Source organism: Massilia sp. ST3, from assembly GCF_018119405.1.
Classification (GTDB): domain Bacteria; phylum Pseudomonadota; class Gammaproteobacteria; order Burkholderiales; family Burkholderiaceae_D; genus Telluria.
Genome location: NZ_JAGPWC010000075.1, coordinates 1 through 25,342 on the forward strand (window position 1 = coordinate 1; position 25,342 = coordinate 25,342).

A 25,342-nucleotide genomic window follows, 5' to 3' on the forward strand; every position below is an offset into this window, starting at 1 on the left:
CCCCGCCGCGCGCGCGGGGGGCCCGGCGCGGGGCGTGGGGGGGGTGTGGCCCGCCGCGGGCGCGGGCGGCGCCGCCTGGATCGAGCATGCCGTCGCCGCACCCGGCCCGGTGGCGCCGGCCGCGGAACCCGAGCGGCTGCCCGAGGAGCAATCGCGCGCGCTGCACCGCCGGCTGGCGGGCACGGTCGGCAGCCTGGCGGGCCATGCCCTGCGCCGCCTGGGACGGTTCGGGCAGGGCGGCAATCCCATGCTGTTGCCTTATCTGGGCTTCGGCAACGCGGGAAAGCTGTGGGTCAAGGGCCGCGTGCTGGACGAGGTCGACTTCCGCGAGCAGACCGGGCAGGACAGCGGCTGGCACAACTTGGTGGCCCTGTACCGGCGCCTCGAGTCCGACCAGGTGGCCGGGGCGCGCGTGGTGGCGCGCTTCCAGGACCAGGTGCTGGAGACGCATACCGACCGCGGCGGCTACTTCGCCTTCGAGATCCAGGCTTCGTCCCCGGTGTCGGGCGGCTGGCACGAGGTCGAGCTGGAATTGCCGGACAGCGCCACCCGCGCACGCGGCGCCGTGCGCACCGTCGCGCAGGTGAGCGTGCCCGCCGCCTCGGCGCGCTTCGGCATCATCAGCGACATCGACGACACCGTGCTGTGGACCAACGTCACCAACAAGCTGAACATGGCCCTGATGCTGGCGCGCTCGAACGCCCACACGCGCAAGCCCTTCAAGGGCGTAGCCGCCTTCTACCGCGCGCTCAGCGCCGGGGCCTCGGGCCAGGACGAGAATCCGATGTTCTACGTGTCGAGCAGCCCCTGGCACCTGTTCGGGCCGCTGGTCGACTTCCTGCGCGTGCAGGGCATTCCGCTCGGTCCGCTGCTGCTGCGCGAGCTGAACATGAGCCAGATGCTCAAGCTGACCAGCCACGGCAGCCACAAGCTGGACAAGATCGAGCAGATCCTGGGGTATTACCCGGACATGCAGTTCGTCCTGATCGGCGACAGCGGCGAGCAGGATCCGGAGATCTATACGGAAGTGGTGCGCCGCCATCCGAAGGCGGTGCGCATGATCTATATCCGCAACGTGAACCCGGACCCGGCGCGCATCGATGCGCTGGACCGCCTGATCGCCGAAGTCAGCGCCACCGGCGCCCAGCTGATCCTGGCGCCGGACAGCGTGTTCGCGGCCTCGCACGCGGCGGCCGAAGGCCTGATCCACGTGGACCGCCTGGCGGACGTGCGCTCCGACAAGCGCGAGGATGACAAGCTGGTATCGCGGGGCTGAGCCTGCGCGACCGCGCGCGCCGTGGCCGAACCGGTCAGGCGATGCGCAGCGCGCCCCCCGCGGTCACGAGCGTGCCGCGCACGCCATTGCGTCCACCGCGCTTGACGGCATACAGCTCGGCGTCGGCCGCGCCGACCAGGGTGTCGAAGGACACCGGGGCGGCGGTTTGCCGTGCGGGCAGGCAGGCGATGCCGAAGCTGGCGGTCGCACGGACCGCTGCGCCGTCCGCCGCCTGCGTCGCGGCCGCGGCGAAGGCCTGGCGGATGCGCTCGGCCAGCGCATGGGCGCCGGCCAGGCCGGTCTGGGGCAGGACCACCAGGAATTCCTCGCCGCCGTAGCGGATGACCCGGTCGACCTGTTCGCGCGTCATTGCCTTGAGCAGGGCGGCGAAGGCTTCCAGCACCTGGTCGCCGGCGGCATGGCCATGGACGTCGTTGATGCGCTTGAAATGGTCGATGTCGCACAGGATCACGGAGAGCGCCGTGCCGTAGCGGTGGGCGCGCGCCAGCTCGGCGTCCAGCAGGCCGCTTTGCACTACCCGGCGGTTGTAGCAGCCGGTCAGGGGATCGCGGTCGGCCATTTGCTGGAGCAGGCAGGCGGAGCGGAATTCCTCGCGTTGCGACAGGTGGAAGCGGCGCGCCGCGATGATGCCGAGCGCATTGCCGAGGATGAGCAGCAGGGCCAGGGTCAGCACGTCGTCCGCCTTCAGCGCCCCCTGGACCAGCAGCATCGCGGCGAACACGGCGCTCGAGACCACGCCGATCGCCACCGCATACGCGTAGCGGTTCGGGAAATTGACGTAGACCGCCATCAGGATCAGCGCCTGCGACATGGTGTTCCAGGCCATCGCCCCGGGCTGGCACCAGGCCACCACCATGAAGATCGCGAGCGCCGCCACCAGCAGGGCGGAAGCGGCGAGCACCGGCATGCGCACCGAATCGGGACGGCGGCCGAGGGCGAGGTGGCCGCCCAGGGCGACCATGGCGACCAGGATGCGCAGGGCCACCAGCAGCCAGGCGGTGGGCGTGGGGCCGAGGGTGGCGAGATCGGTCACGCCGAACGCGACATAGAAGAAGGCGGCGAACAGCAGGCTGGCCTTCAGCTGGGCCTGGCGTTCCGGCAGGACGTGGCGCTGGAAGCAGTCCTCGGCGTGCCCGTCCGTGAATTCGGCGCGCCGGCGGTCGATGCTCAAGCGCTGGGGTGACAGGTCGTGGAAGGGCACGGGAATGGCGGGCGAAAGAGGGAAGAGCGCCTGCCTGGACGGCGGCGCCAGGCCCATTCTAACTCAGCCAGGAACGGTAATTTCCAAGAGGAAATGAATAAACCGCCGGGCAGGCATCGACAGTGGCGATCCCGACACACCTCTGGACAGCTGGACAATACCGCGCATCCCCCCTGGTACGCCTTCATGCTGCGCCGCCGCGCGGGAAGCCCCCTTCCCGCGATATGGCCGAGTGTGCTGCATCGCACAGATGGCGCCATGTCCTGAACCGTGCGCGCCCACCGCTGCGCTAGAATCGATTGGCCCCCTTGACCACTCGATAACGGTTTTCGCCGATCACGAGCATCCATGCGCAATAAGCCCTGTTCCATCGCGTTCATCGTGCGCGATCCCCTGCCACCGGTCCGCGCCGACGTGCTGACCCTGTTCGGCGCGGAAATGCCGCGCTACGGGGTGCACACCGAGCTGGTCGGCCAGTCCGGCAGCGCAAGTCATGGTCACAGCGACGATCCATGGCGCGCCGGCGGCATGCACCTGGTGGGCAGCTTGAAGAGCCGCTTCGCCAGCGTGCTGTCGCCCGTGTGGGATCTGCTGGGCCTGCTTCGTGCGGGCCGCGGCGCGCGCCCGGACTGCATCCAGGTGCGCGACAAGATCGCCTCCGGCCTGCTCGGCCGCTGCGCCGCCGCCGTGCTGGGGGTGCCCTTCGTGTACTGGATGTCCTTTCCCATCGTCGAAGGCTACGAAGTGCGGCGCGACGAGATCGGCGCGCGCGGCAAGGGCTTGAAGTGGCTGGCGCATGCGCTGCGCGCGGCCGCCTCGCGCTTCGTGGTCTACCGCCTGGTGCTGCCCGGCGCCCGCCACATCTTCGTGCAGAGCGAGGCCATGGCCGACTGGCTGGCGGCCAAGGGCTACGCGCGCAGCCGCATGACGGCCGTGCCGATGGGCGTGGACGCCGAACTGTTCGACCGCGGCAGGGTCGAACCCGCCGTGGATGCGCGCCTGGACGGCCGCCGCGTCGTCGTCTACCTGGGCCGGGTGGCCCAGGCCCGCAAATCCGACTTCCTGCTCGACGTCGTCGAGCAGCTGCGCCAGGCCATGCCCGAGGTGCTGCTGGTGATCGCCGGCGACGCGCCTTCCGAGGACGAGATGGCCTGGATGCGCGCCGGGATCGCGCGCCGCCGGCTCGAGGAACACGTGCTGCTGACCGGCTGGCTGACCCAGCGCAGCGCCCTCGGCTATGCGCTGCGGGCCGAGGTTGGCCTCTCGCCGATCCCGCGCGGCGAGCTCTACGACGTATCCTCGCCCACCAAGCTGGTCGAATACCTGGCGCTCGGCCTTCCCAGCGTGGCCAACGACATTCCCGACCAGGCCCTGGTGGTGGCGCAGAGCGGGGCGGGGCTGTGCGTGCCGATGGAAGCCGGCGCTTTCGCCGACGCCACGCGGCGCCTGCTGGAGGACCGCGCCCTTGCCGCGGAGTTCGCGCTACGTGGCCCAGCGTACGTAAGAAGCCACCGCACCTATGCTATTCTGGGTCGGATAGTTGCCGAAACGTACACAAAAATCCTGCCCGACCGGAAGTGAACCGATGTGGACCTACTCGCTGAAATGCTCGCTGCGCTCGCTGGTCCGTGAACTGGCGCGCAACCTGTGGGGAAGGATCCTGATCTATCCGGTGCTGGCCCGTAACGAACGCTCGGCCGCCAGCCTGAACGGCTACATCGCGCGCCGCGCCCGCGCCCTGCGCGTGCCGGTCCCGCCCGACGGCACCCGGCTGGTGTTCGCCAGCCCCGGCGCCAGGCTGCTCTCCAAGACCGAGGTCAAGCAGCATCCCGAGCGCTTCGTCCGTCCGCGCAAGCTTGGCACCCTGATCCGCAACACCATCAAGACCAGCGGCACCTCGGGCTCGCCCCTGACCCTGGTGCAGACCCTGGGCACCGTGATCCGCGAGGAAGGCTTCGTCTACCGCCAGCTGCGCTGGATCGGCTTCCGCCACGGCCAGCGGCGCGCCTGGATCCGCGGCGACATCGTCTGCGACGACCAGCCGAAGGACGGCCGCTACTGGTGTCGCGACTGGGTCGGCAACATGCTCATGATGTCCTCCTACCACTTGTCGAACGCCACCATCGGCGCCTACATCGAGGCGCTGGAACGTTTCGATCCCGTCGTCATCCATGCTTATCCATCCTCCATCGCGGCGCTGGCCAACTGGCTCAACGCGGCCGGCCGCACTTACCGGGGCAAGGCGCTGCGCGGGGTGATGACCTCGTCCGAGACCCTGGAGCCGGACGTGCGCGCGGCCGTCACGAAGGCCTTCGGCGTGATCGTGTTCGACTGGTACGGCCAGGCCGAGCGGGTGTCGGCCGTCGGCACCTGCGAGCAGGGACGCTACCACCTGCTGACCGACTACGCGGGCGTCGAGCTGCTCGACAAGGGCGAGGGCAGGGCCGAAGTGATCGGCACTACCCTGAACAATGCGGCGATGCCGCTGGTGCGCTATTGCACCGGCGACACCGTGGTCCCGGACGGCGAAGCCTGCCCCTGCGGCCGGGTGTTCCCGACGCTCAAGGCCATCGTCGGCCGCCAGGAAAAGATATTGACCCTGCCGGACGGGCGCATCGTGGCGCGCCTCGACCGCATCTTCCAGGGCCACGACCGCAGCCTGGTCGAAGGCCAGGTGCTGTACCACGGCGACGGCCGCTTCACCCTGCGCGTGGTGACCATCGAGGGTTTCACCGCCGCCGACGAAGCAGCGCTGAAGGACAAGTTCCTGCTGCGCGTGCCCGGCGTGCCGGTCGAGGTCGCCCGGGTGCCGGCGATTCCGCGCGGGCCCAACGGCAAATTCGAATTTATTGCCGTGGAATCCTGAATCGTGCGCTTCCTCAAGAAAACATTGTTGTACTATTTAAAACAGTTTCTTATGTGCAGGTTTCCGACCGAGGGGCAGGCGGCATGAAGCAGACATCGCATCCGGCGGTGCCGGCGGCGACAGTGCAGACTGCGCCGCGGGTGCTGATGCTGGGCACGGCGCCCGGCGGGCGCGGCGGTGTCGCGACCGTGGTCTCGCTGCTGCGCCAGGACGGCCTGTTCGAACGCGAAGGGGTGCGCTACGTCCCGACCCATACCGAGGGCAGTCGCATGGACAAGGCGCGCGCCGCCCTTGGCGGCCTCGCCGGCACCCTGGCCTGCCTGTGGCGCCGTCCCCAGTTGGTGCATGCGCATGCGGCCTCGAACGCCAGCTTCGTGCGCAAGTCGCTGCTGCTGGCGCTGGCGCGGGCGCGCGGCTGCAAGACCGTGTTCCACCTGCACGGCGCCTGTTTCGACAGTTTCAACGACAAGGCCAGCGCGCCGATGCGGCGCTGGATCCGCCATACCCTGGAAGCGAGTTCGGTGGTGATCGCGCTGTCCGAGCGCTGGGCCGGTTTCCTGCGCGGGATCGCGCCGCGCGCCCGCGTCGTGGTGATCCCGAACTCGGTGCCCCTGCCGGCCCTTGGCATCGAAGAGGAGCAGCCCGGGCGCATCCTGTTCCTGGGCCAGATCGAACAGCGCAAGGGCATCCACGAATTGGTGGAGGCGCTGGCGCGCATCGCGCCGCGCTTTCCGCAGGCGGTGCTGGCGATCGGCGGGCAGGGCGAGCTGGCGCAGGTGCAGCGCCGCGCCGCCGAACTCGGCATCGCCGACCGCATCGAGCCGCTGGGCTGGGTCGACGCCCGCCGCAAGGCCCATGAACTGGCGCGCGCATCGGTCTTTTGCCTGCCTTCGCACGCCGAAGGCTTGCCGATGGCGATGCTCGAAGCCATGGCCGCCGCCAAGCCCATCGTGGTGACCCCGGTGGGCGGGATTCCGGACGCGGTGCGCGACGGCGACAACGGACTGATGGTGGCCCCGGGCGACGTGGATGCGCTGGCCGCCGCCCTCGCCAGGCTGCTGGGCGATGCGCAGGAGCGTCGCCGCCTGGGCGCGCGCGCCCGCGCCACGATCGAACAGGAATACGAGTCCGGCGTCGTGATCGGACGCATCTCGGCGGTTTATCGACAACTTGGCACGGCGGGGGGGCAATGAACGCAACAGTTCGCATGGTATGGCTGGTCAACCGGCTGCGCTGCATGTCGGTGGCCGAGCTCGGCTACCGGGTCAGGCAGGCGGCGGCCATCCGCATGGGACGGCGCCTGAGCGGACGCCAGGCGCCGCCCGCGCCGCCGCCCCTGCCGCGGGCCCTGACCCTGGCCGTCGACGGCGTGCCCGAGCTCGACCCGCAGGAGATCGAAGCCCTGCTGCTGGACGCCGACCGCATCTGCGCCGGCCATGTGGTGCTGTTCGCCGAACGCCGCTTCGACGTGGGCGTGCCCACCGCCTGGAACCGCGATCCCGAGACCGGCGTCACCGGCCCCGCCATCTACGCCGGCGACATCGCCATCACCAACCGCGAACTGGTGGGCGACATCAAGCATGTGTGGGAGCTGAACCGCCACCTGCACCTGGTGCGCCTGGCCCAGGCCTGGTCGCTGACGCGCGACCTGCGCTGGCTGCACGCGCTGGAACAGCAGCTGCGCAGCTGGCTCGACCAGTGCCCGCCGCTGACCGGTCCCAACTGGACCAGCTCGCTCGAACTGGGCATCCGCCTGATCAACTGGAGCCTGGTGTGGCAGCTGGTGGGCGGCGAGGGCGGCCCGCTGTTCGCGGGCGAGGCCGGCCAGAAGCTGCGCGCCGACTGGCTCGGCAGCATCCACGCCCATTGCCGCACCATCGCGCGCCACCTGTCGCGCCATTCCTCGGCCAACAACCACCTGATCGGCGAACTGGCCGGCCTCTATGTCGGCGCCACCACCTGGCCGTGCTGGAAGGAGTCGGGCGACTGGGCCGAGCAGGCGCGCCGCGAGCTCGAGCACGAGGCCGTGGTGCAGTTCTCGCGCGACGGCGTCAACCGCGAGCAAGCCTTCGCCTACCACATCTTCTCCAGCGAATTCCTGTTCGTGGCCGGCCTGCTGGGGCAGGCCGCATCCGGCGCCAACCGTCCGGCGTTCTCGCGCGGCTACTGGGCCGCGCTGCAGCGCGCGCTGCGCTTCCTGCGCTCGGTGCGCGACGTCGGCGGCCACGTGCCCATGGTCGGCGACGCCGACGACGGTTGCGTGTTCCGCCTCGACGCTTCCGGCCTGGACCGCGCCGGCCAGCTGCTGGCCCTGGGCGACACCGTGTTCGGCGGCCAGGCCGACCAGCACCCCGGCGTGCGTTGGCTGCTGCACGCCTTGCCGGGCGGGCGCCCGGACTGCGACCCGCACGAAACCGACACCGGCTGGGCCTTCCCGGACGGCGGCTACCTCCTGTTCGGCAACCACTTCGGCGAAGAGCGCGAGATCAAGGGCATGCTCGACTGCGGGCCGCTCGGCTACCTCGGCATCGCCGCCCATGGCCATGCGGACGCCCTGGCGCTGACCCTGTCGGTGGCGGGCGAGGAATGCCTGGTCGATCCGGGCACCTATTCCTACTGGCAGGAGCAGAAGTGGCGCGACTACTTCCGCGGCACCTCGAGCCACAACACGGTGCGCATCGACGGCCAGGACCAGTCGGTCAGCGGCGGGCGCTTCATGTGGCTGAAAAAAGCCCGCGCCAGCATCGAGCGCATGCCCAGCTCGCCCCACGAATTCGAGTTCCGCGGCTCGCACGACGGCTACCAGCGCCTGTCCGACCCGGTGCGCCACGTGCGCAGCGTGCGCTTCGACGGCGCCAGCAATACCCTGGTGGTGCGCGACGAGGTCGCGGCCAGGAAGCCGCACAAGGTGGAGCTGTTCTGGCATTTCGCCCCGGAACTCGACGTGCGCCTGTCCAGCCATGGGCTGTCGGTGCGCGGCAAGCGCTTCGTGCTGCAGATGCAGGCCAGCGGCGCCGACCTGCAGCTGGAACTGGTGCGCGGGGCCGAAAATCCGCCGCTCGGCTGGTATTCGCGCACCTACGAAAGCCGGCAGCCGTGCGAAGTCTTGCGTGTCACGACCGTATCGTCCGCCATTCCGGTCGAATGCAGGTTTACAATAACGTTTTTTTAATAACAAATATTTATCATAGGGAAAGTCCTCATGCAGATTTACCTCGTCGCCGGTGCCCGTCCGAACTTCATGAAAATCGCGCCGATCGTGCGTGCCCTGCAGGCGCAGGAAGCACTGTCGTTCAAGATCATTCACACCGGACAGCACTACGACCGCGAGATGAACGACGTCTTCTTCGAAGAGCTCGGCATCCCGCAACCCGATGTCTTCATGGCCGCCGGCGGCGGCAGCCATGCCCAGCAGACCGCCAAGATCATGGTCGCCTTCGAGGAGCTGTGCGTGGCCGAGCGCCCGGCCGCCGTGCTGGTGGTGGGCGACGTCAACTCGACCCTGGCCTGCTCGATCGTGGCCAAGAAGCTGAACATCCCGGTGGCCCACGTGGAAGCCGGCCTGCGCAGCGGCGACATGACCATGCCGGAAGAAATCAACCGCCTGGTCACCGACAGCATCTCGGACTGGTTCTTCGTCACCGAGCCGGCCGCCCTCGAGCACCTGCGCCGCGAAGGCAAGGCGGACTCCGCCGTGCACTACGTGGGCCACGTCATGGTCGACAACGTCCTGTACCAGGCCGAGAAACTGAGCTCGGCCGACACCTCGGCCTTCGAGACCAGCGCCTTCAAGGCCACCCAGCAGGCCGCCGGCGGCCGCTATGGCGTGGTGACCATGCACCGTCCGAGCAACGTCGACGAGCCCGAGACCTTCGCCCGCATCGCCGGCGCGCTCAAGGAGATCGCCGCCGAGCTGCCGCTGATCTTCCCGGTGCACCCGCGCACCCGCGCCAACATCGAGAAGTTCGGCATCGACCTGGGCCCGAACGTGACCCTGGCCGGCCCGCAGGCCTACATGGCCTTCCTCAACCTGTGGAAGGACGCGGCCGTGGTGCTGACCGACAGCGGCGGCCTGCAGGAAGAAACCACCGCGCTGGGCGTGCCCTGCGTGACCATCCGCGAAAACACCGAACGCCCGGTGACGGTCGACGAAGGCTCCAACGTGCTGGCCGGCACCGATCCAGTCGCCATCGTGCGCGAAGCCCGCAAGGTGCTGCGCGGCGAGGGCAAGCAAGGCCGCCGCCCGCACCTGTGGGACGGCAAGGCGGCCGAGCGCATTGTCGCCATCCTGGCAAAGGAACTTGCATGAATGAACGGATCGCGGCCAAAGACGCCGCACAGGAACGCATCACGCTGATGGGCTGCGACGTCGACAACCTGTCGATGGAAGAAACGCTGGGACGGATCGAAGGTTTCATCGCGTCCGGCCGGCCGCACCAGCACGTGGTGGTGAACGTCGACAAGCTGGTCAAGGCCAGCCGCGATCCGGAACTGCGCCGCATCATCAATGAATGCGCGCTCATCAATGCTGACGGCATGCCGGTGGTATGGGCCTCGCGCCTGCTCGGCAAACCGCTCAAGGAACGGGTCGCCGGCGTCGACCTGTTCGAAGCGCTCATGCGGCGCGCCGGCGAGAAGGGCTGGCGCGTATTCCTGCTGGGCGCGAAGGAAGAAGTGGTCGGCAAGGTGGCCGAGACCTACCAGCGCAAGTATCCGCGCCTGGTCCTGGCCGGCTGGCGCAACGGCTACTGGAAGGGCGAGCACGAGGAAGCCGAGGTCGCGCGCCAGATCCGCGACAGCCGCGCCGACCTGCTGTTCGTGGCGATTTCCTCGCCCAAGAAAGAGCAATTCCTCGGCAAGTACCAGGCCGAGATGAAGATCCCCTTCGCCATGGGCGTGGGGGGCACCTTCGACGTGGCGATCGGCAAGGTGAAGCGGGCCCCGGTCTGGATGCAGAAATCCGGGCTGGAATGGTTCTACCGCTTCCTGCAGGAGCCGCGCCGCATGTTCCGCCGCTACTTCATCGACGACATGGCCTTCGTCTGGCTGTTCATCAAGGAAGCGGCCAGGGGCAGGTAGCGGCAAGCAGGGACAGGCAGGCGACAGGATGACCCAACAGGGATGAGGCGGCCACGGAAAGCCGCCTGACAGCACGACGGCGGCCGCAGAAGCCGCCCTGACACAAGACCATGGGCCGGCGCGCGCCGCCGGCCATTGCCCCACCCGGGACCCGCCGGACGCGGACCCGGTCCATTACATACACAGAGAGCGAAAGACATGAAGATTCTGGTTACTGGCGGTGTGGGCTACATCGGCTCGCATACCGTCGTCGAGCTGCAGAATGCCGGGCACGAGGTGGTCGTGGTCGACAACCTGTCCAACGCCCAGGCCTCGGTGCAGGAGCGCGTGCAGCGCATCACCGGCAAGCCCTTCGCGCTGGTCGAGGCCGACATCCGCGACCGCGCCGCGATGGAAGCGGCCTTCGCCGCCCACAAGGTCGACGCCGTGATCCACTTCGCCGGCCTGAAGGCGGTCGGCGAATCGGTGGCGCAGCCGCTGCGCTACTACGACAACAACGTCTCGGGCAGCGTGGTGCTGTTCGAGACCATGGCCAAGTTCGGCGTCAAGAAGCTGGTGTTCTCCTCGTCGGCCACGGTGTACGGCGACCCGGCCTCGGTGCCGATCCGCGAGGACTTCCCGCTGTCGGCCACGAATCCCTACGGCCGCAGCAAGCTGATGATCGAGGACATCCTGCGCGACCTGTCCAAGGCCGAGCCCGACTGGCGCATCGCGCTGCTGCGCTACTTCAACCCGGTGGGCGCCCACGAGAGCGGCCTGATCGGCGAGGAGCCGTCCGGCATCCCGAACAACCTGGTGCCCTATATCGCCCAGGTCGCCAACGGCCAGCGCGACAAGCTCTCGGTCTTCGGCGGCGACTACGACACCCCGGACGGCACCGGCCTGCGCGACTACATCCACGTGGTCGACCTGGCGATCGGCCACGTCAAGACCCTGGACCGCCTGGCCAAGGGGCCGGGCATCCTCACCTACAACCTGGGCACCGGGCGCGGCAACAGCGTGCTGGAGATGATCAAGGCCTTCGAGGCCGCGAGCGGCCGCCCGGTTCCCTACCAGATCGTCGACCGCCGCCCCGGCGACGTGGCCAAATGCTATGCCGATCCGACCCATGCCCGCGAAGAACTGGGTTGGACGGCCGAACGTGATGTCGCTCAAATGTGCGCCGACGTATGGCGCTATCAAACCACAGCTAAATAAAACAAGGACGGTCTAATGAAAGCCATGATTCTCGCTGCAGGCAAGGGCACGCGTGTTCGCCCGCTGACCTATGACCTGCCCAAACCAATGATTCCCCTGCTGGGCAAACCCGTGATGGCCTACCTGGTCGAGCACCTCAAGAAGCACGGCGTGACCGAAATCATGGTCAACGTCAGCTGGCTGCACGACAAGATCGAAGAATTCTTCGGCGAAGGCGAGCAGTTCGGGGTGCAGATCGGCTACTCCTTCGAGGGTTATACCAAGGACGACGGCGAAGTCGTGCCGGAACCGATCGGCTCGGCCGGCGGCATGAAGAAGATCCAGGAATTCGGCGGCTTCTTCGACGACACCACCATCGTGCTGTGCGGCGACGCCCTGATCGACCTCGACCTCAAGGCGGCGCTGCTCGAGCACCGCCGCAAGGGCGCCATGGCCACCGTCATCACCAAGGAAGTCCCCTGGGACAAGGTCTCCTCGTATGGCGTGGTGGTCACCGACGAGCAGGGCCGCATCATCGAGTTCCAGGAAAAGCCCAGCCAGGACGTCGCCAAGTCGAACTTCATCTCGACCGGCATCTACATCTTCGAGCCCGAAGTGATCGACCTGATCCCCTCGGGCGTCGAGTTCGACATCGGCTCCCAGCTGTTCCCGCTGCTGGCCGAGCGCGGCCTGCCGTTCTACGCCCAGGGCCGCCCCTTCAACTGGCTCGACATCGGCACCATGAGCGACTACTGGGAAGTGCTGCAGACCGTCCTGACCGGCGAGGTCAACCACATGGACGTGCCGGGCATCCAGATCAAGCCGGGCGTGTGGGTGGGCCTGAACACCAGCATCGACTGGGAAGGCACGACCATCGAAGGGCCGGTCTACATCGGCTCGGGCGTCAAGGTCGAAGCCGGCGCGCGCATCGTCGGGCCGACCTGGATCGGGCATGGCAGCCACATCTGCGAGGGCGCCGATATCGTGCGCAGTGTATTGTTTGAATACACACGGGTGTTGCACGATGTAACATTGCATGAAATGATAGTTTTTAAGGATTACAGTGTCGACCGCAAGGGCGAAATGAAGCACGCGTCCGAGTACTCCTCCGAGGAGTGGCTCAACGCGCGCGATCGCCGCCGCTCGCGGCGCAAGGAATTCGCCAGTCAAAACAACGAGCTAGAGAAAGTAAGCGCATGAAAATCTACCCAGTCATCCTCTCCGGCGGCGCCGGCACCCGCCTGTGGCCGCTGTCGCGCGCCGTGCTGCCCAAGCAGCTGCTGCCGCTGGTCGCCGACAAGACCATGCTGCAGGAAACTGCACTGCGCGTGGCCAACTGGCCGGGAGTGATGGCGCCTTTGGTGGTCTGCGGCAATGACCACCGCTTCATGGTGGCCGAGCAGCTGCGGGAAATCGGCATCACGCCGCTCAGCATCCTGCTCGAGCCGGTCGGCCGCAACACCGCCCCGGCGGTGGCCGCGGCCGCCCACCACCTCAAGGCGATCGACCCGGAAGCCATCATGCTGGTGCTGCCGGCCGATCACGTGATCGAAAACAACGCAGCCTTCCGCGAGGCCGTCGAGCGCGCCATCACCCTGGTGGGGCAGGGCGCGCTGGCCACCTTCGGCATCGTGCCGAAGACCCCGGAAACCGGCTACGGCTACATCCGCCGCGGCGAGCAGGTCGCCAACTGCGGCGAGTGCTTCAAGGTGGCGCGCTTCGTCGAGAAGCCCGACCTCGAAACGGCCCAGGGCTTCCTGGCCGAGGGCGGCTACTACTGGAACAGCGGCATGTTCATGTTCCAGGCCGACCGCTTCCTGAGCGAGCTGCAGCAGCATGCGCCCAGCATCGCGGCGAGTGCCGAGCAGGCCATGAAGTCGGCCTACCGCGACCTCGATTTCTGCCGCCTGGACGAGACCAGCTTCTCGGCTTGCCCGTCGGACTCGATCGACTACGCGGTGATGGAACACACCCGCGACGCCGCCGTGGTGCCGGCCGACATCGGCTGGAACGACGTCGGCTCGTGGTCGGCGCTGTGGGAAGTCCAGCCCAAGGACGGGCAGGGCAATGCCCAGCGCGGCGACGTCTACCTGGACGGCGTCAAGAATTCGCTGGTGCGCGCCGAAAGCCGCATCGTGGCCGTGGTCGGCGTCGAGGACCTGGTCGTGGTCGAGACCCAGGACGCGGTGCTGGTCGCGCACAAGGACCAGGTCCAGCGTGTCAAGCAGGTGGTCGACCACCTCAAGTCCAAGGCGCGCACCGAGCACCTGCACCATACCCGTGTGTACCGCCCCTGGGGCCACTACGAAGGCATCGATGCGGGCGACCGTTTCCAGGTCAAGCGCATCACGGTCAAGCCGGGCGAGAAGCTGTCGCTGCAGATGCACCACCACCGCGCCGAGCACTGGGTCGTGGTGTCGGGCACCGCGCGCGTCACCTGCGGCGACACGGTCAGCCTGCTGTCGGAAAACGAATCGACCTATATCCCGATCGGCATGAACCACCGCCTGGAAAACCCGGGCAAGCTGCCGCTGCACATCATCGAAGTACAATCCGGCAGCTACCTCGGCGAGGACGACATCGTCCGCTTCGAGGACATCTACAAGCGTTCCTGATCCGCTAAGGACCAGGAAGCAGGCACGGCGCTCCGTTCGCGGAGCGCCGTGCCTGCTTGCGTCCTTTCCCAAACGAACCGTGCGGACGCCCGTCTGGTCGTGGCATACAATGAACCGACGAGAAACCGAGCGAGGTTCATCATGAAGACGATCGTTGCGGCGGGCGCGCTGGCCGCGGCCCTGGCGGCCTGGACATCTCCGGCGCTGGCGCAGACTCAAAGCCCCTCCCTGTTGGATCCCGTCCTGCATGGCCAGCTGGAACGCTGGCTCGGCGCAGGTCCCCTCTACCTGGAAAACATCTACACACGCCAGACCGGCCACTTCGCGGTCGACTTCCACGCCGCCGCCGACGGCAAGGGCGACACCTTCACCCTGATGCGCGTGAGCGACGAAGAAGGCGGCAGCTGGCTGGTGGGCGGCTACAACCCGCAGAGCTGGTCCTCGACCGACGGCTGGCACGTGGCGGCGCGCGACTGGCAGCGCACGGCCTTCCTGTTCAACTACACCGATCCGGCGGTCCTGCGCCCGGTGCCGACCAGCTATATCCTGCCCAGCCAGGGCTCGCTGCTGACCTACAACTGGCCCGACCACGGTCCCACCTTCGGCCAGGGGCCCGACCTGTTCGTCAACAATGCGCTCGACACGGCCCTGGCCTGGCAGCTCACCTATGGCGATCCGGCCTTCCAGGGCCGCAGCTTCATCGACGGCAGCGTCGATGGCCAGTTCATGCGTATCGACGCGCTCGAGGTGTATTCGGTCGCCCTGATTCCGGAACCCCAGACCTGGGCCATGCTGGTCGGTGGACTGGGCGTGGTGGGCTGGGCGGCGCGGCGGCGCAGGCCGCGCAGCTGAACCGGTCCGCCGCCGCTGCGCTCGCTCCTGTCTTGCGGTAGCAAAAAAAAAGCGCCGGGAAAACCCCGGCGCTTTTCGTTGGGACAGGGCGCTCAGTCGTGCTTGCCGCGAGCGCGGCGGCGCGCCGCGAGCGCGATGCCGCCGAGCGCCAGCAGGGCAAGGCTTGCCGGTTCGGGCACCTCCGCGGCAGGTACGAAGGAATCGCGGTAGTCGGTGCCCGAAGCCGAGCTCATCAGGTAGTCGCTCACCAGCTTGCCGTCGCTCGTGACCGCGCTGACGCCGGCCCAGTAGGCCGAGTGCGAAGCATCGGCAATGAAGTGGCCGTTCGACGCGCTGAAGTGGGGGTAGGTGTAGCGTGGCGCGCTGCCGTCCACCAGCATGCTCATCTGGACATACAGCGAGGTGCCCCAGACGAACTCCTGGGTCAGCGTGAAATACTGCCCCTGCACGGTGCCGTAGTCCAGCCCATGGTAATCCTGCCGGAAGGTGGAGCTGCTCGCGCTATCCGTCATTTCGCTGCCCACGACGGACTGGTTGATGATCAGCCGGCTGTTGTTGATCCCCGCATACGCGGTCCCCATCGACACGTCGAGCAAATACTTTGCTTGCGCCGCATCGTAGGAATAGGGCGTGTAGGCGTCGGCCTCGAGGAAGCTCTGGCTATAGAAGGCAATCGTCAGGAGTCCCTTGGTGCCGGTCAGCGCGCTGTTATGCAGAGTGAAGGTATCGCTGAACGAGGCGGTTGCCGTTGCATAGGACTGCTGGACAGGGGCGGTCTGCGGCTTGTACGGGTCGAGATAGGGCGTGCTGGCGGAGCCCGCCACGGCGGCTTTGAGCACGCCATAGTTGGCCCGTGCCGAGGCGGTGAAGGAGGCGTTCACGTCGTTGCCGTTCAAGGTCGACTGGTAGCGGTCGCCCTGCGCGGGGTAATCGTCGCGCAGGTAGAGACTGGCGGTGCCGCCTTGGGTATAGGTCATCACGCCGGCTTGGGCTGGGAGAATCGAGAATAGGGCGAGCAGCAAGGCCGAAGTGCGGATCATGGGATCTCCAAAGGAAATAAAATTTATCACAAGCAAAATTTATGCCATTTGGCAACTAATTGATTTCCCTGGATTTAAATTGTCTAATGTAAATTTTTCCGACAAGAATTGAATTGCGGTCAGCTGTAACGGGCACGCGGGATGCCTATGGCATGATGCGAGGGAAGGCCCCCTCGTCCGTCGCGGGGGGGCAGCATCGTTTACCGGAGGCCCACCGATCCATGACCCTGCATCCATACCGTCGCCTGCCTTTTTACATTGCCTTCATCCTGGTCTTCCTGTCCGTCCTGGGCGTCCCGCTGGAGGCCGCCGCGGCGCTGCGCCCCGAGCAGCTGGCCATCGTCATCAACGACGCCGAGCCCAACAGCGTGGCGGTCGGCGAGTACTACCGCAAGCGCCGCAATATCCCTGCGGGCAATGTCGTGCATGTGAATATTCCCGGCAAGCCGCAGCGCATCGGCATCGAGCGCTTCCGCCTGCTGAAGGAAGAGATCGACGCCAAGCTCAAGCCCGGTGTGCAGGCGGTGCTGATGGTCTGGACCGCCCCCTATGCGGTGGACTGCAATGCGATCACCGGCGCCTACACCCTGGGTTTCGACGCCTCGCAGTGCAGCAAGACCTGCGCCGCCGGCACGCCCAGCCCGTATTTCAATGCGAAATCGAATGCACCGCTGGGCGAGCACGCGATGCGCCTGTCGATGCTGCTGCCGACCGAATCGGTCGAGGACGCCAAGGCCTTGATCGACCGCGGCGTGGCGGCGGGCTTCCGCACAGTGCCGGCCACCGCCTATTACCTGGCAACCTCGGAAAAGGCGCGCAACACGCGCGCCGGGTTCTTTCCGCCCCAGGGCAGGGTGGCGGCGCGCCGCCTGACTACCAAGATCATGCAGGCCGACGTGCTGGAAGGCGCCCAGGACATCCTGATCTACCAGACCGGCATGGCCCATGTGCAGAAGCTGGAGACCCTGAAGTTCGTGCCTGGCGCCCTGGCCGACCACCTGACCTCGCTCGGCGGCGACCTGCTCGGGACCGCCCAGATGAGCAGCCTGCGCTGGCTGGAGGCCGGCGCCACGGCCAGCTACGGCACCGTGAGCGAGCCCTGCAACCACTGGCAGAAATTCCCGAATCCCTCGGTGCTGCTGCGCCGCTACCTGTCGGGCGACACGGCCATCGAGGCCTACTGGAAGAGCGTGGCCTGGCCGGCCCAGGGGCTGTTCATCGGCGAACCCCTGGCCGCACCTTACCGCGGCCGGCGCTGACGCGGCATGCACGAAACAGCTGCACCTGCGATATCCTCTCTCCAACTGCCATTTCTCGAGATTGGATCACTGATGACGCCGAAGCGACTCCTGTGCATGGCCCTCTGCCTTCTGCTGTCCATGGGAGGGAGTGCCGGCGCCCAGACGGCCCGGGATGACGCCGGCTGTCCGCGACTGGAGCGGCTGAAAAACATGTGCCTGGTCGTCGGGACCAGGATGAAGGACAGTGCGACCGGGACCTATATGTTCGAGACCCTGCTCAGAGATGCGGCCTGCGTCGGCGGCGCGGAGACAGAGCAACAGGCGGGCGAGCGCATCGCGGCCAACTGGAAGCGCTTCGAAGCATCGGGCTACCTGCAATGCACCAACGCGAATTTCGATCTCGACAAAGGAAATATCGTCAAGTACGCGGTTTCCAAGAAGTTCGAGGATTTCGTGGACCGGCTCATCGCGTGGAACGTGGACCTGAACCGCGTCGATGCGTCGGACGGCGGCACGGTGCTCGATTATGTCGCCACCCACATCGAGCGTAACAAGGGCAACGCGCTGGAAAGCACTTATCGCATGTATTACATGAAACTGCGCCAAGCCGGGGTGCTGTTCCAGCGCGAACTGCCGCAGGCAAGATAGGCCGCACGGTGAATCCTGACGGCGCGCGTCCTCTGGACGGGCGTCGCGGATGCCGGTATAAAGTTGCAACTCATTCATACTTTATACCGAACCGGAGGATCTCTTGAAGCGTACGACTGGGTTGATATTGCGGGTCGCATTACTGTGCACGGCGGCACCGTGCGGCTGGTCGGGCGCGCAGGCTGCGGACGTCCTCATCACCGCCGACCGCCTGCTGGACGTGCGGGCCGGGCGAATGATCCAGCAACCCGAGATCCTGGTGCGGGACGGCCGCATCGTCAGCATCGCGCGCGCTGCGGGCGCACCGGCTCCCGCCGATGGCGTCACCCGCATCAGCCTGCCGGGCATGACCCTGGTGCCCGGCCTGATCGACATGCACGTCCACCTCGATTCGGACCCGACCTACGGCGGCTATAGCTATCTCGAATACAACGACCGCTTCTGGTCGGCGCTTAGCGTCGTCCACGCCGGCAAAACCCTGGACGCCGGCTTCACGACCGTGCGCAACGTCGGCGCCTCGGACTGGAACGACGTCGGGCTGGGCCAGGCCATCGCCGCCGGCAAGGTGCGCGGGCCGCGCATCGTGCCTGCGGGCTGGGCCTTCGGTCCGACCGGCAGCCACTGCGACAGCACGTATTTCCCGCCTTCGATGGAAGAGAAGGGACCGTACAACGCCGACGGTCCGGACGAAGTCCGCAAATCGGTGCGCGCGCTGCGCAAGTACGGCGCCCAGGTCATCAAGGTCTGCGCCACCGGCGGTGTGTTCTCGCGCAACACCGAACCGGGCCAGCAGCAGATGAACCTGGCCGAACTGCGCGCCGCGGTCGAGGAAGCCGGCCAGTGGGGCCTGAAGGTGGCCGCCCACGCGCACGGCGCGGCCGGCATCAAGGACGCGATCCGCGCCGGCGTGACGACCATCGAGCACGCCAGCCTGATCGACGACGAAGGCATCGCGCTGGCGAAGAAGCACGGCGCCTGGCTGTCGATGGACATCTACAATGGCGACTACACGGCGGCCGAGGGCAAGAAGAACGGCGTCCTGGAAGACAACCTGAGGAAGGACCGCGAGGTCACCGAAGTGCAGCGCCAGAACTTCAAGCGCGCTCACGCGGCCGGCGTCAAGATGGTCTACGGCACCGACGCCGGCGTGCATCCGCACGGCGGCAACGGCAAGCAGTTCGCGGTGATGGTCAAGTACGGCATGACGCCGCTGCAGGCGATCCAGGCCGCCACCCTCAACGCCTCGGAGGCGCTGGGCAGCAAGGACGTGGGCGTGATCGAGGCGGGGCGCTACGCCGACCTGGTGGCGGTGCAGGGCGACCCGACCGTGGATGTGCGCCTGCTGGAAGCGCCTGCCGTGGTGATCCAGGGCGGCGCCGTGGTCAAGCGCAACACTCCCTGAGCGGAGCGGGCGGGGCGCGGCTCGCAGCTTGCGGGCAGCGGCCGGGCCCGTTCAGGCCAAGCCGTACTGCCTGAGAATCCTGCGCTGGGTGCCGTCCGCCACCAGCTCCGCCATCGCGGCCCGGTAGCGCTGGGCCTCGTCCTCGCCGATGTCGAGCGAGCCCGCCAGCCAGGCCTGGGTCGAACGCACCGGCTGGCTGAGGCGGAAGCGTTTTTCCTCTCCCCGCATGAAAAGCGAGCTGTGGATGATGGCGCGCTCGCCGAAGACGGCATCGGCCATGCCTGCCACCAGGTAGCGGTGGATGTCGTCGATCGACGAGGCCTCGACCAGGCGCCGGAACCCCAGTTCGACCAGGATGGCGGACTGGGCGGCGCCACGCAGCAGGGCGATGCGCTTGCCCGTCATGTCTTGGGGACGCCGCACATCGAAGCCGCTGCCCTGCGGGGCCATGAAGATGTAGTGTTCCTTGTAGAGCGGCGCAAGCCAGCGGAAACGGGCTTCGCGCTCTTCCTGCCGGGTCAGCGGGAAAATGGCGGTGCGCGGCATCGTGGTCGCCAGGTGCAGTGCGCGCTTCCAGGGCATGAACGCGACCTCGGGCGCCACCTCCAGGCGGCGGCAGAGCGCATCCACGAGTTCGCGCAGGGCGCCAGCCTGCTTGCTTCCGGGCTCCATGACCAGGGGCGGCAGGTGCGAGGTCACGATGCGCAGCGGCGCCATTCCCTCGGCTTCCCCACCGGCATGGGCAAGGCTGCTGCCGAGCGCGCCCAGCGCCAATGCCAGCACGTCCCGTCTATCCATCAAGCTACTCCCGTCTTGTTCAAGCTCTCATCGTAACGCAGCCGGCGGCCAAACAATACGGCGGCTGTGGCGCAGGGCGCACCAGCTTTCAATCTTTCTCACGAAAAATCACCGATTAGTCCGAACGGACTAATCGATGGTCATCATGTTGTCAATTTGCGCATTTAATATGCATTTTGTTAATTTTCTCAGCATTGTGCACACCCGCGTCCCCACCACAGGAACTCCCATGACGACTTTCGCAGCTCTTCCAATCCCGCGCCGCACGCTGCTGGCCACCCTGCTGGCCAGTCTTGCCGCTTCCGCCTTCGCCGCGCCCGGCGGCAACGTCGTGATCAGCCAGGTCTACGGCGGCGGCGGCAACAACGGCGCCACCTGGAACCGCGACTACATCGAACTGTTCAACCGCAGCGGCGCCCCGGTCAGCCTGGCCAACATGAGCGTGCAGTACCAGTCGGCCACCGGCACCACCTGGCAGGCAATCGCGCTGCCGAACGTGACCTTGCGGGCAGGGGAGTACTTCCTGGTGACGGCCGGCACCAATAATGCGGCTGTCGGCGCCAACCTGCCACTGGGCGACCAGACCGGCGGCATCAACCTGTCCGGCACCACCGGCAAAGTGGCGCTGTCGCGCATTCCGACCGCGATGCAGACCGCTGACGGCGGCGCCGATGTGCTCGACCTGGTCGGCTTCGGCGGCGCCAACCGCTTCGAAACCGCGGTCGCGCCGGCGCCGTCGAACAGCACGGCCCTGCACCGCGCCGACCTCGGCTGCACCGATACCGACAACAACTCCACCGATTTCAGCGCCGTGACCCCGACCGCGCCGCGCCGCTTCGGCACGCTGCACAGCTGCGGCGGCCCGGTGGCCGCGCCGATCGTGCTGTCCTGCCCGGCAGGTGTCGTGACCCAGCAGGGCAATGCGATCACGGCCCTGCTGTCGGCCACCGACAGCGACAGCATCGTCAACAGCGCCGTCATCCTGTCGGGCGCCGCGTCCGGCATCAGCCTGGTGGGCGCGGCGCCGGCCGGCAGCGCCGGCGGCAAGATGGAAGTCACCCTGCAGGTGGATGGCTCTGTGGCGGCCGGCAAGTATCCGGTCAAGGTCCAGTTCGGCAACAGCGACAGCCAGACTGAATCCTGCACCGTCAACGTCAGCGTGGCGGGCGAGGCCACCATTTCGCAGATCCAGGGCGCGCAGGCCGAAAGCAGCTACAACGGCGTGGTCATGACCACCAAGGGCGTGATCACCGCCAAGGTCGGCAGCGGCTTCTTCCTGCAGGACCCGAACGGCGACGGCGACCCGTCGACCTCGGACGCGATCTTCGTGTTCGGCGCCCAGACCGCCGCCGTGCCCGGCGACCTGGTCCAGGTCACCGGCACCGTCGACGAATACAAGCCGAGCGGCGCGACCCGCACCTACACCGAGCTGAAGGACGTCTCCGCCGTGACCAAGCTCGGCGCCGGCTACACCATCGCCCCGACCAACATCGGCCTGCCGAACGCCGACCTGGCCAGCGTCGAGGCGATGCTGGTGCGCTTCACCACGCCGCTGACCGTCAACCAGAACAAGTACCTGGGCGAGCGCGGCGAACTGACCCTGGCCTATGGCCGCCGCGAGAACCCGACCAACCGCTACCCGGCCGGTTCGCCGGAAGCCGCGACCCTGCAGGCGGAAAACGCGGCCAACGAAGTCGTGCTCGACGACGGCGTGTTCACCACCCCGGCCACGATTCCCTACCTGGCGCCGGACGGCACCGTGCGCGCCGGCGACACCGTCACCGACCTCACCGGCGTGCTGGACTTCGGCGCGATCGGCGGCGGCGGCGCGGCCTTCAAGCTGCAGCCGACCGAAACCCCGGTGTTCTCGCGCACCAACCCGCGCCTGGCGGCGCCGAGCCTGCCGGCCGGCGTCAAGGTCGCCAGCGCCAACGTGCTGAACTTCTTCACCACCTTCACCGACGGCAAGGACGCCTGGGGCCGCAGCGGCCAGGGCTGCACCATCGGCAGCCGCACCAGCGCCGGCGAATGCCGCGGCGCCGACAACACCGCCGAGTTCGTGCGCCAGCGCGACAAGATCGTCGCCTCGCTCAAGAACCTGGATGCGGACGTGGTCGGCCTGATGGAGATCCAGAACAACGGCGACATCGCCGCCACCTACCTGGTCGAGCAGCTCAACGCCGCCTACGGCAAGGCCACCTATGCGGTCGTGCCGAAGCCGGCCGCGACCGGCACCGACGCGATCCGCGTGGCGATGATCTACAAGCCGGCCGCGGTCTCGCTGGTGGGCGCCGCGCTGTCGGACGGCGACAGCGTCAACAACCGTCCGCCGATGGGCGCGACCTTCAAGTCGGTCGCGAATGGCGGCAAGTTCTCGGTCATCGTCAACCACTTCAAGTCGAAGGCCAGCTGCGGCGGCGCCGGCGCGGGCGACACCGACCCCGGCAACGGCCAGGGCTGCTGGGACAAGACCCGTACCGCCCAGGCGCAGCGCCTGGCGACCTATTTCATCCCGCAAGTGGTGGCGGCGGCCAACGATCCGGACGTGCTGGTGATCGGCGACCTGAACGCCTACGGCTTCGAAAACCCGATCAACTACCTGACCGGCAGCGCCGGCCTGGTGAACCAGATCGAGCGCTTCGTGCGCCCGCACGGCACGCCGTACTCGTATGTCTTCGACGGCCAGTCGGGCTACCTCGACCACGCGCTGGCGAGCGCCTCGCTGAGCAGCCAGGTGGCCGGCGCGGCCGAATGGCATAACAATGCCGACGAACCGGAATCGATCGACTACAACCTGGGCGACACCCCGCAGGACCAGTTCACGATGGATCCATACCGCGCCTCGGACCACGACCCGGTCGTGATCAGCCTGAACCTGACCCCGGCCTTCGCCGACATCAGCAGCGCGGTTAAGGTGGCGGTGGGCGGCTACAGCATCAACCGCCTGACCGGCAAGTACACCGGCACGGTGACCATTACCAACACCAGCGGCCAGGCCATCAACGGTCCGCTGCACTTCCTGCTGCAAGGCCTCCCTAGCGGTGTGACGCTCGACAACAAGAGCGGCATGCAGGGCGCATCCCCGTACATCAGCCTGCCGAACGCCGCGATCGCGGCCGGCGCGTCGGTCAGCGTGGGGACCACCTTCAGTAACCCGGGCAAAGTCAGCATCACCTATTCGCCGAAGCTGTTCAACGGCACGTTCTAAGGAAACGACACCATGTTCAATATGAAAGCACTCTTCCTGCGCGCCATGCTGGCGCTGGCCATGGCGCTCGGCGCTTCCGGCGCCATCGCCGGCCCGACCTACCACGTCACCCTCGATACGTCGGAGTGGAAGGGCACCACCGGCTACCTCGACCTGGGCTACAACGGTCCGGGCGACGCGGGCCTGGCCGTGGCGCGCATCGGCAACTTCGTGGGCGACTTCTTCGACCTGCCGCTCACCTACGACGGCGCGGATGGCGACGTGGACACCGGCGTGACCATCACGAACGAGGGAGGCTTCAACTTCTTCGACAAGGCGGTCGTGTTCGGTGGCCTGCTGAGCTTCGACGTGGTCCTCGACCAGCTGCCGGCCGACTACGGCATGGTGTTCAGCATCGCGCTGTTCAACGACGATTTCAGCAAGTACCTGGGCGGCGATGGCAATTTGCTCGAGATCTCCCTGCTGCCGGGCGTGCCGGACGCCGTGTCCGTCGCACCGAGCGCGCCGCTGGACGTGACCGCCGTGCCGGAACCTGCCGACTGGGCCCTGGTGGTCACCGGACTGTTGTTGATCGGCTTCACCCGCCGCGCCCAGCAGCGCCGCTGATCCCGTCCGCCACACCGGCTGTCCAAACACCTGCCCTAGGGCAGGTGTTTTTATTTGTGCAACTTATTCGAAAAATGTCTTAATTCTTAAACGAAATTGTATTGTTCAGCCGACATGGCATTTGGCATATTCGGCCCATTGCCGTTATGGCCGTGTCATCCAGACCGTGTGCTCCATGTCAGCCCAAGTATTCGTGGTCGATCCCGACGCCTTCACCCAGCAGTTGCTGACGCAGAACCTCACCAGTGCCGGGCACGCGGTCGCCTGCTGCCCGGACGCCGAATCGGCTCTGGTCCTGCTCGACGAGCAGTTGCCCGACCTGCTGGTGCTGGAGTGGGAGCTGGACGGCCAGAGCGGCGAGACCCTGGTGCGCCGCCTGCGCGGCCGCGCCCGCACGCGTGACCTGCCGATCATCATGCTGACGGCGCGCGCCGCCGAGCACGACAAGATCATGGCGCTCGAGTCGGGCGCCGACGATTACCTCACCAAGCCCTTCAGTCCGCGCGAACTGCTGGCGCGCATCGGCGCCGTGCTGCGCCGCCGCGGCCCGCCGCTGCCTGCCGAGGACACGATCCAGCTGGCCGGGCTGCGGCTCGACCCGGCCACCCAGCGGGTAACGGCCGGCGCGCGCCGGATTCCGCTTGGGCCGGTCGAGTTCCGGCTGCTGAACTTCCTGATGCACCATCCCGAACGGGTGCATACCCGCTCGCAACTGCTCGACCAGGTCTGGGGCCGCCACGCGGTGCTGGACGAACGCACTGTCGATACCCACGTCGGCCGCCTGCGCAACGCGCTCCAGGCCAGCGGCCACCAGCGCCATATCGAGACCGTCCGCGGCACCGGCTACCGTTTCGTGGCCTGGAACGTGCAGGCCCGGCTCGGCTGGCCGACGGCGGCCTAGACCTGGCGCCCCGCCTGATCCGTGGTCATCCTCAGTAAACTGGAGCAGGAATACCTGCTGCGTACGATCGAGTCCGGCATGGAGCTGGCCGACCTGCGCCAGCTGTTCCTGTGGGCGCAGGGGCCGCTTCAGGCGCTGCTCCCGCACGAAGCCCTGCTGTGCATGCAGGTGGACGGCGCTGGCCAGGTGCGGCGCAGCGAATGCCTGCACCGCAACTTGCTGGACACGACCGCCTTGCGGCTGTTGAACGGAGAACTGGGACCGCGCCTGGCCCAGGCCTGGCGCGGCGGGCGGGGGGGGCCCGCCCGGGGGGGCGCCGCGGGGGGGGGGGGGGGGGGGGGGGCGCCCCGGGGGGGGGGGGGGCCCCGGGGGGGGCCGGGCGGGGGGGGGGGGTGGGGGGTATTTGATCATA

Annotated in this window: 20 protein-coding genes and 1 pseudogene; 18 read left to right on the plus strand and 3 right to left on the minus strand. The window is 67.5% G+C overall.

Annotated features, from left to right (window positions below):
- A partial coding sequence (locus KBW98_RS20025) for an App1 family protein (protein ID WP_211521930.1) occupies positions 1-1,276 on the plus strand: 1,276 nt, incomplete at its 5' end.
- A gap of 34 nt (positions 1,277-1,310) precedes the next feature.
- On the opposite strand, the gene KBW98_RS20030 is transcribed toward KBW98_RS20025, so the two are convergent.
- Positions 1,311-2,555: a diguanylate cyclase gene (locus KBW98_RS20030; protein WP_211521931.1), complete on the minus strand. Its 1,245-nt coding sequence runs from the start codon at positions 2,553-2,555 to the stop codon at positions 1,311-1,313.
- Positions 2,556-2,846: 291 nt separating this feature from the next.
- Between KBW98_RS20030 and KBW98_RS20035 the strand changes: the two genes are divergently transcribed.
- From KBW98_RS20035 to KBW98_RS20080, 10 genes are all read left to right on the plus strand, one after another.
- On the plus strand, positions 2,847-4,079 hold the full coding sequence (locus KBW98_RS20035; RefSeq protein ID WP_211521932.1) for a glycosyltransferase: 1,233 nt from the start codon (positions 2,847-2,849) through the stop codon (positions 4,077-4,079).
- Between the two features lie 4 nt (positions 4,080-4,083).
- Complete coding sequence (locus tag KBW98_RS20040; RefSeq protein WP_211521933.1) at positions 4,084-5,364, plus strand: phenylacetate--CoA ligase family protein; 1,281 nt, start codon at positions 4,084-4,086, stop codon at positions 5,362-5,364.
- 83 nt (positions 5,365-5,447) lie between these two features.
- Positions 5,448-6,557: a glycosyltransferase gene (locus KBW98_RS20045; RefSeq protein WP_229429316.1), complete on the plus strand. Its 1,110-nt coding sequence runs from the start codon at positions 5,448-5,450 to the stop codon at positions 6,555-6,557.
- Positions 6,554-8,536, plus strand: coding sequence for an alginate lyase family protein (locus KBW98_RS20050; RefSeq protein WP_229429317.1), 1,983 nt, complete (start codon positions 6,554-6,556; stop codon positions 8,534-8,536). The genes KBW98_RS20045 and KBW98_RS20050 overlap by 4 nt, the downstream gene beginning before the upstream one ends.
- 30 nt (positions 8,537-8,566) lie before the next feature.
- A complete protein-coding gene (wecB, locus tag KBW98_RS20055; RefSeq protein ID WP_211521934.1) occupies positions 8,567-9,673 on the plus strand; it encodes a non-hydrolyzing UDP-N-acetylglucosamine 2-epimerase in 1,107 nt (368 codons plus the stop codon).
- Positions 9,670-10,443 carry a WecB/TagA/CpsF family glycosyltransferase gene (locus KBW98_RS20060; protein ID WP_211521935.1) on the plus strand — a complete coding sequence of 258 codons (774 nt, stop codon included), beginning with the start codon at positions 9,670-9,672 and terminating at the stop codon, positions 10,441-10,443. Before wecB ends, KBW98_RS20060 begins: the two co-directional genes overlap by 4 nt.
- Before the next feature lie 198 nt (positions 10,444-10,641).
- Entirely contained in the window at positions 10,642-11,640 is a 999-nt protein-coding gene (gene galE, locus KBW98_RS20065) for a UDP-glucose 4-epimerase GalE (protein WP_211521936.1), read from the plus strand.
- A 15-nt stretch (positions 11,641-11,655) separates the two neighbouring features.
- Positions 11,656-12,819, plus strand: coding sequence for a sugar phosphate nucleotidyltransferase (locus KBW98_RS20070; RefSeq protein WP_211521937.1), 1,164 nt, complete (start codon positions 11,656-11,658; stop codon positions 12,817-12,819).
- Positions 12,816-14,234: a mannose-1-phosphate guanylyltransferase/mannose-6-phosphate isomerase gene (locus KBW98_RS20075; protein WP_211521938.1), complete on the plus strand. Its 1,419-nt coding sequence runs from the start codon at positions 12,816-12,818 to the stop codon at positions 14,232-14,234. The genes KBW98_RS20070 and KBW98_RS20075 overlap by 4 nt, the downstream gene beginning before the upstream one ends.
- Positions 14,235-14,375: 141 nt before the next feature.
- The gene (locus KBW98_RS20080; RefSeq protein WP_211521939.1) at positions 14,376-15,086 is read left to right on the plus strand and encodes a PEP_CTERM-anchored TLD domain-containing protein; all 711 of its coding nucleotides are present in this window, start codon (positions 14,376-14,378) and stop codon (positions 15,084-15,086) included.
- Between the two features lie 92 nt (positions 15,087-15,178).
- Here KBW98_RS20080 and KBW98_RS20085 read toward each other — a convergent pair whose 3' ends face one another.
- Positions 15,179-16,126, minus strand: coding sequence for a PEP-CTERM sorting domain-containing protein (locus KBW98_RS20085; RefSeq protein WP_211521940.1), 948 nt, complete (start codon positions 16,124-16,126; stop codon positions 15,179-15,181).
- A gap of 221 nt (positions 16,127-16,347) precedes the next feature.
- Here KBW98_RS20085 and KBW98_RS20090 point away from each other — a divergent pair, with 221 nt between their 5' ends.
- The 3 genes from KBW98_RS20090 (at position 16,348) to KBW98_RS20100 (ending at position 19,417) form a co-directional block, all read left to right on the plus strand.
- Entirely contained in the window at positions 16,348-17,385 is a 1,038-nt protein-coding gene (locus tag KBW98_RS20090; protein ID WP_211521941.1) for a TIGR03790 family protein, read from the plus strand.
- A 72-nt stretch (positions 17,386-17,457) separates the two neighbouring features.
- Positions 17,458-18,015: a hypothetical protein gene (locus KBW98_RS20095; protein WP_211521942.1), complete on the plus strand. Its 558-nt coding sequence runs from the start codon at positions 17,458-17,460 to the stop codon at positions 18,013-18,015.
- A 103-nt stretch (positions 18,016-18,118) separates the two neighbouring features.
- A complete protein-coding gene (locus tag KBW98_RS20100) occupies positions 18,119-19,417 on the plus strand; it encodes an amidohydrolase family protein (RefSeq protein WP_307727616.1) in 1,299 nt (432 codons plus the stop codon).
- A 51-nt stretch (positions 19,418-19,468) separates the two neighbouring features.
- On the opposite strand, the gene KBW98_RS20105 is transcribed toward KBW98_RS20100, so the two are convergent.
- Entirely contained in the window at positions 19,469-20,215 is a 747-nt protein-coding gene (locus tag KBW98_RS20105; protein ID WP_229429318.1) for an ABC transporter substrate-binding protein, read from the minus strand.
- 229 nt (positions 20,216-20,444) lie between these two features.
- On the opposite strand from KBW98_RS20105, the gene KBW98_RS20110 reads away from it, so the two are divergent.
- From KBW98_RS20110 to KBW98_RS20125, 4 genes and pseudogenes are all read left to right on the plus strand, one after another.
- On the plus strand, positions 20,445-23,423 hold the full coding sequence (locus KBW98_RS20110; protein WP_211521943.1) for an ExeM/NucH family extracellular endonuclease: 2,979 nt from the start codon (positions 20,445-20,447) through the stop codon (positions 23,421-23,423).
- A 12-nt stretch (positions 23,424-23,435) separates the two neighbouring features.
- The gene (locus KBW98_RS20115; RefSeq protein WP_211521944.1) at positions 23,436-24,029 is read left to right on the plus strand and encodes an NF038129 family PEP-CTERM protein; all 594 of its coding nucleotides are present in this window, start codon (positions 23,436-23,438) and stop codon (positions 24,027-24,029) included.
- 175 nt (positions 24,030-24,204) lie between these two features.
- The gene (locus KBW98_RS20120) at positions 24,205-24,930 is read left to right on the plus strand and encodes a winged helix-turn-helix domain-containing protein (RefSeq protein ID WP_211521945.1); all 726 of its coding nucleotides are present in this window, start codon (positions 24,205-24,207) and stop codon (positions 24,928-24,930) included.
- Between the two features lie 21 nt (positions 24,931-24,951).
- Positions 24,952-25,342 (plus strand): annotated as a pseudogene (locus KBW98_RS20125) (hypothetical protein); the annotation flags it as partial.

Bases quoted from the DNA above. Each gene is read 5' to 3' on its own strand.
- KBW98_RS20060 (WP_211521935.1), top strand. From the start codon at position 9,670: ATGAATGAACGGATCGCGGCCAAAGACGCCGCACAGGAACGCATCACG.
- KBW98_RS20050 (WP_229429317.1), top strand. From the start codon at position 6,554: ATGAACGCAACAGTTCGCATGGTATGGCTGGTCAACCGGCTGCGCTGC.
- KBW98_RS20105 (WP_229429318.1), bottom strand. From the start codon at position 20,215: ATGGATAGACGGGACGTGCTGGCATTGGCGCTGGGCGCGCTCGGCAGC.
- KBW98_RS20085 (WP_211521940.1), bottom strand. From the start codon at position 16,126: ATGATCCGCACTTCGGCCTTGCTGCTCGCCCTATTCTCGATTCTCCCA.
- galE (WP_211521936.1), top strand. From the start codon at position 10,642: ATGAAGATTCTGGTTACTGGCGGTGTGGGCTACATCGGCTCGCATACC.
- wecB (WP_211521934.1), top strand. From the start codon at position 8,567: ATGCAGATTTACCTCGTCGCCGGTGCCCGTCCGAACTTCATGAAAATC.
- KBW98_RS20075 (WP_211521938.1), top strand. From the start codon at position 12,816: ATGAAAATCTACCCAGTCATCCTCTCCGGCGGCGCCGGCACCCGCCTG.
- KBW98_RS20110 (WP_211521943.1), top strand. From the start codon at position 20,445: ATGACGACTTTCGCAGCTCTTCCAATCCCGCGCCGCACGCTGCTGGCC.
- KBW98_RS20035 (WP_211521932.1), top strand. From the start codon at position 2,847: ATGCGCAATAAGCCCTGTTCCATCGCGTTCATCGTGCGCGATCCCCTG.
- KBW98_RS20095 (WP_211521942.1), top strand. From the start codon at position 17,458: ATGACGCCGAAGCGACTCCTGTGCATGGCCCTCTGCCTTCTGCTGTCC.
- KBW98_RS20030 (WP_211521931.1), bottom strand. From the start codon at position 2,555: ATGGGCCTGGCGCCGCCGTCCAGGCAGGCGCTCTTCCCTCTTTCGCCC.
- KBW98_RS20080 (WP_211521939.1), top strand. From the start codon at position 14,376: ATGAAGACGATCGTTGCGGCGGGCGCGCTGGCCGCGGCCCTGGCGGCC.
- KBW98_RS20040 (WP_211521933.1), top strand. From the start codon at position 4,084: ATGTGGACCTACTCGCTGAAATGCTCGCTGCGCTCGCTGGTCCGTGAA.
- KBW98_RS20090 (WP_211521941.1), top strand. From the start codon at position 16,348: ATGACCCTGCATCCATACCGTCGCCTGCCTTTTTACATTGCCTTCATC.
- KBW98_RS20115 (WP_211521944.1), top strand. From the start codon at position 23,436: ATGTTCAATATGAAAGCACTCTTCCTGCGCGCCATGCTGGCGCTGGCC.
- KBW98_RS20070 (WP_211521937.1), top strand. From the start codon at position 11,656: ATGAAAGCCATGATTCTCGCTGCAGGCAAGGGCACGCGTGTTCGCCCG.
- KBW98_RS20120 (WP_211521945.1), top strand. From the start codon at position 24,205: ATGTCAGCCCAAGTATTCGTGGTCGATCCCGACGCCTTCACCCAGCAG.
- KBW98_RS20045 (WP_229429316.1), top strand. From the start codon at position 5,448: ATGAAGCAGACATCGCATCCGGCGGTGCCGGCGGCGACAGTGCAGACT.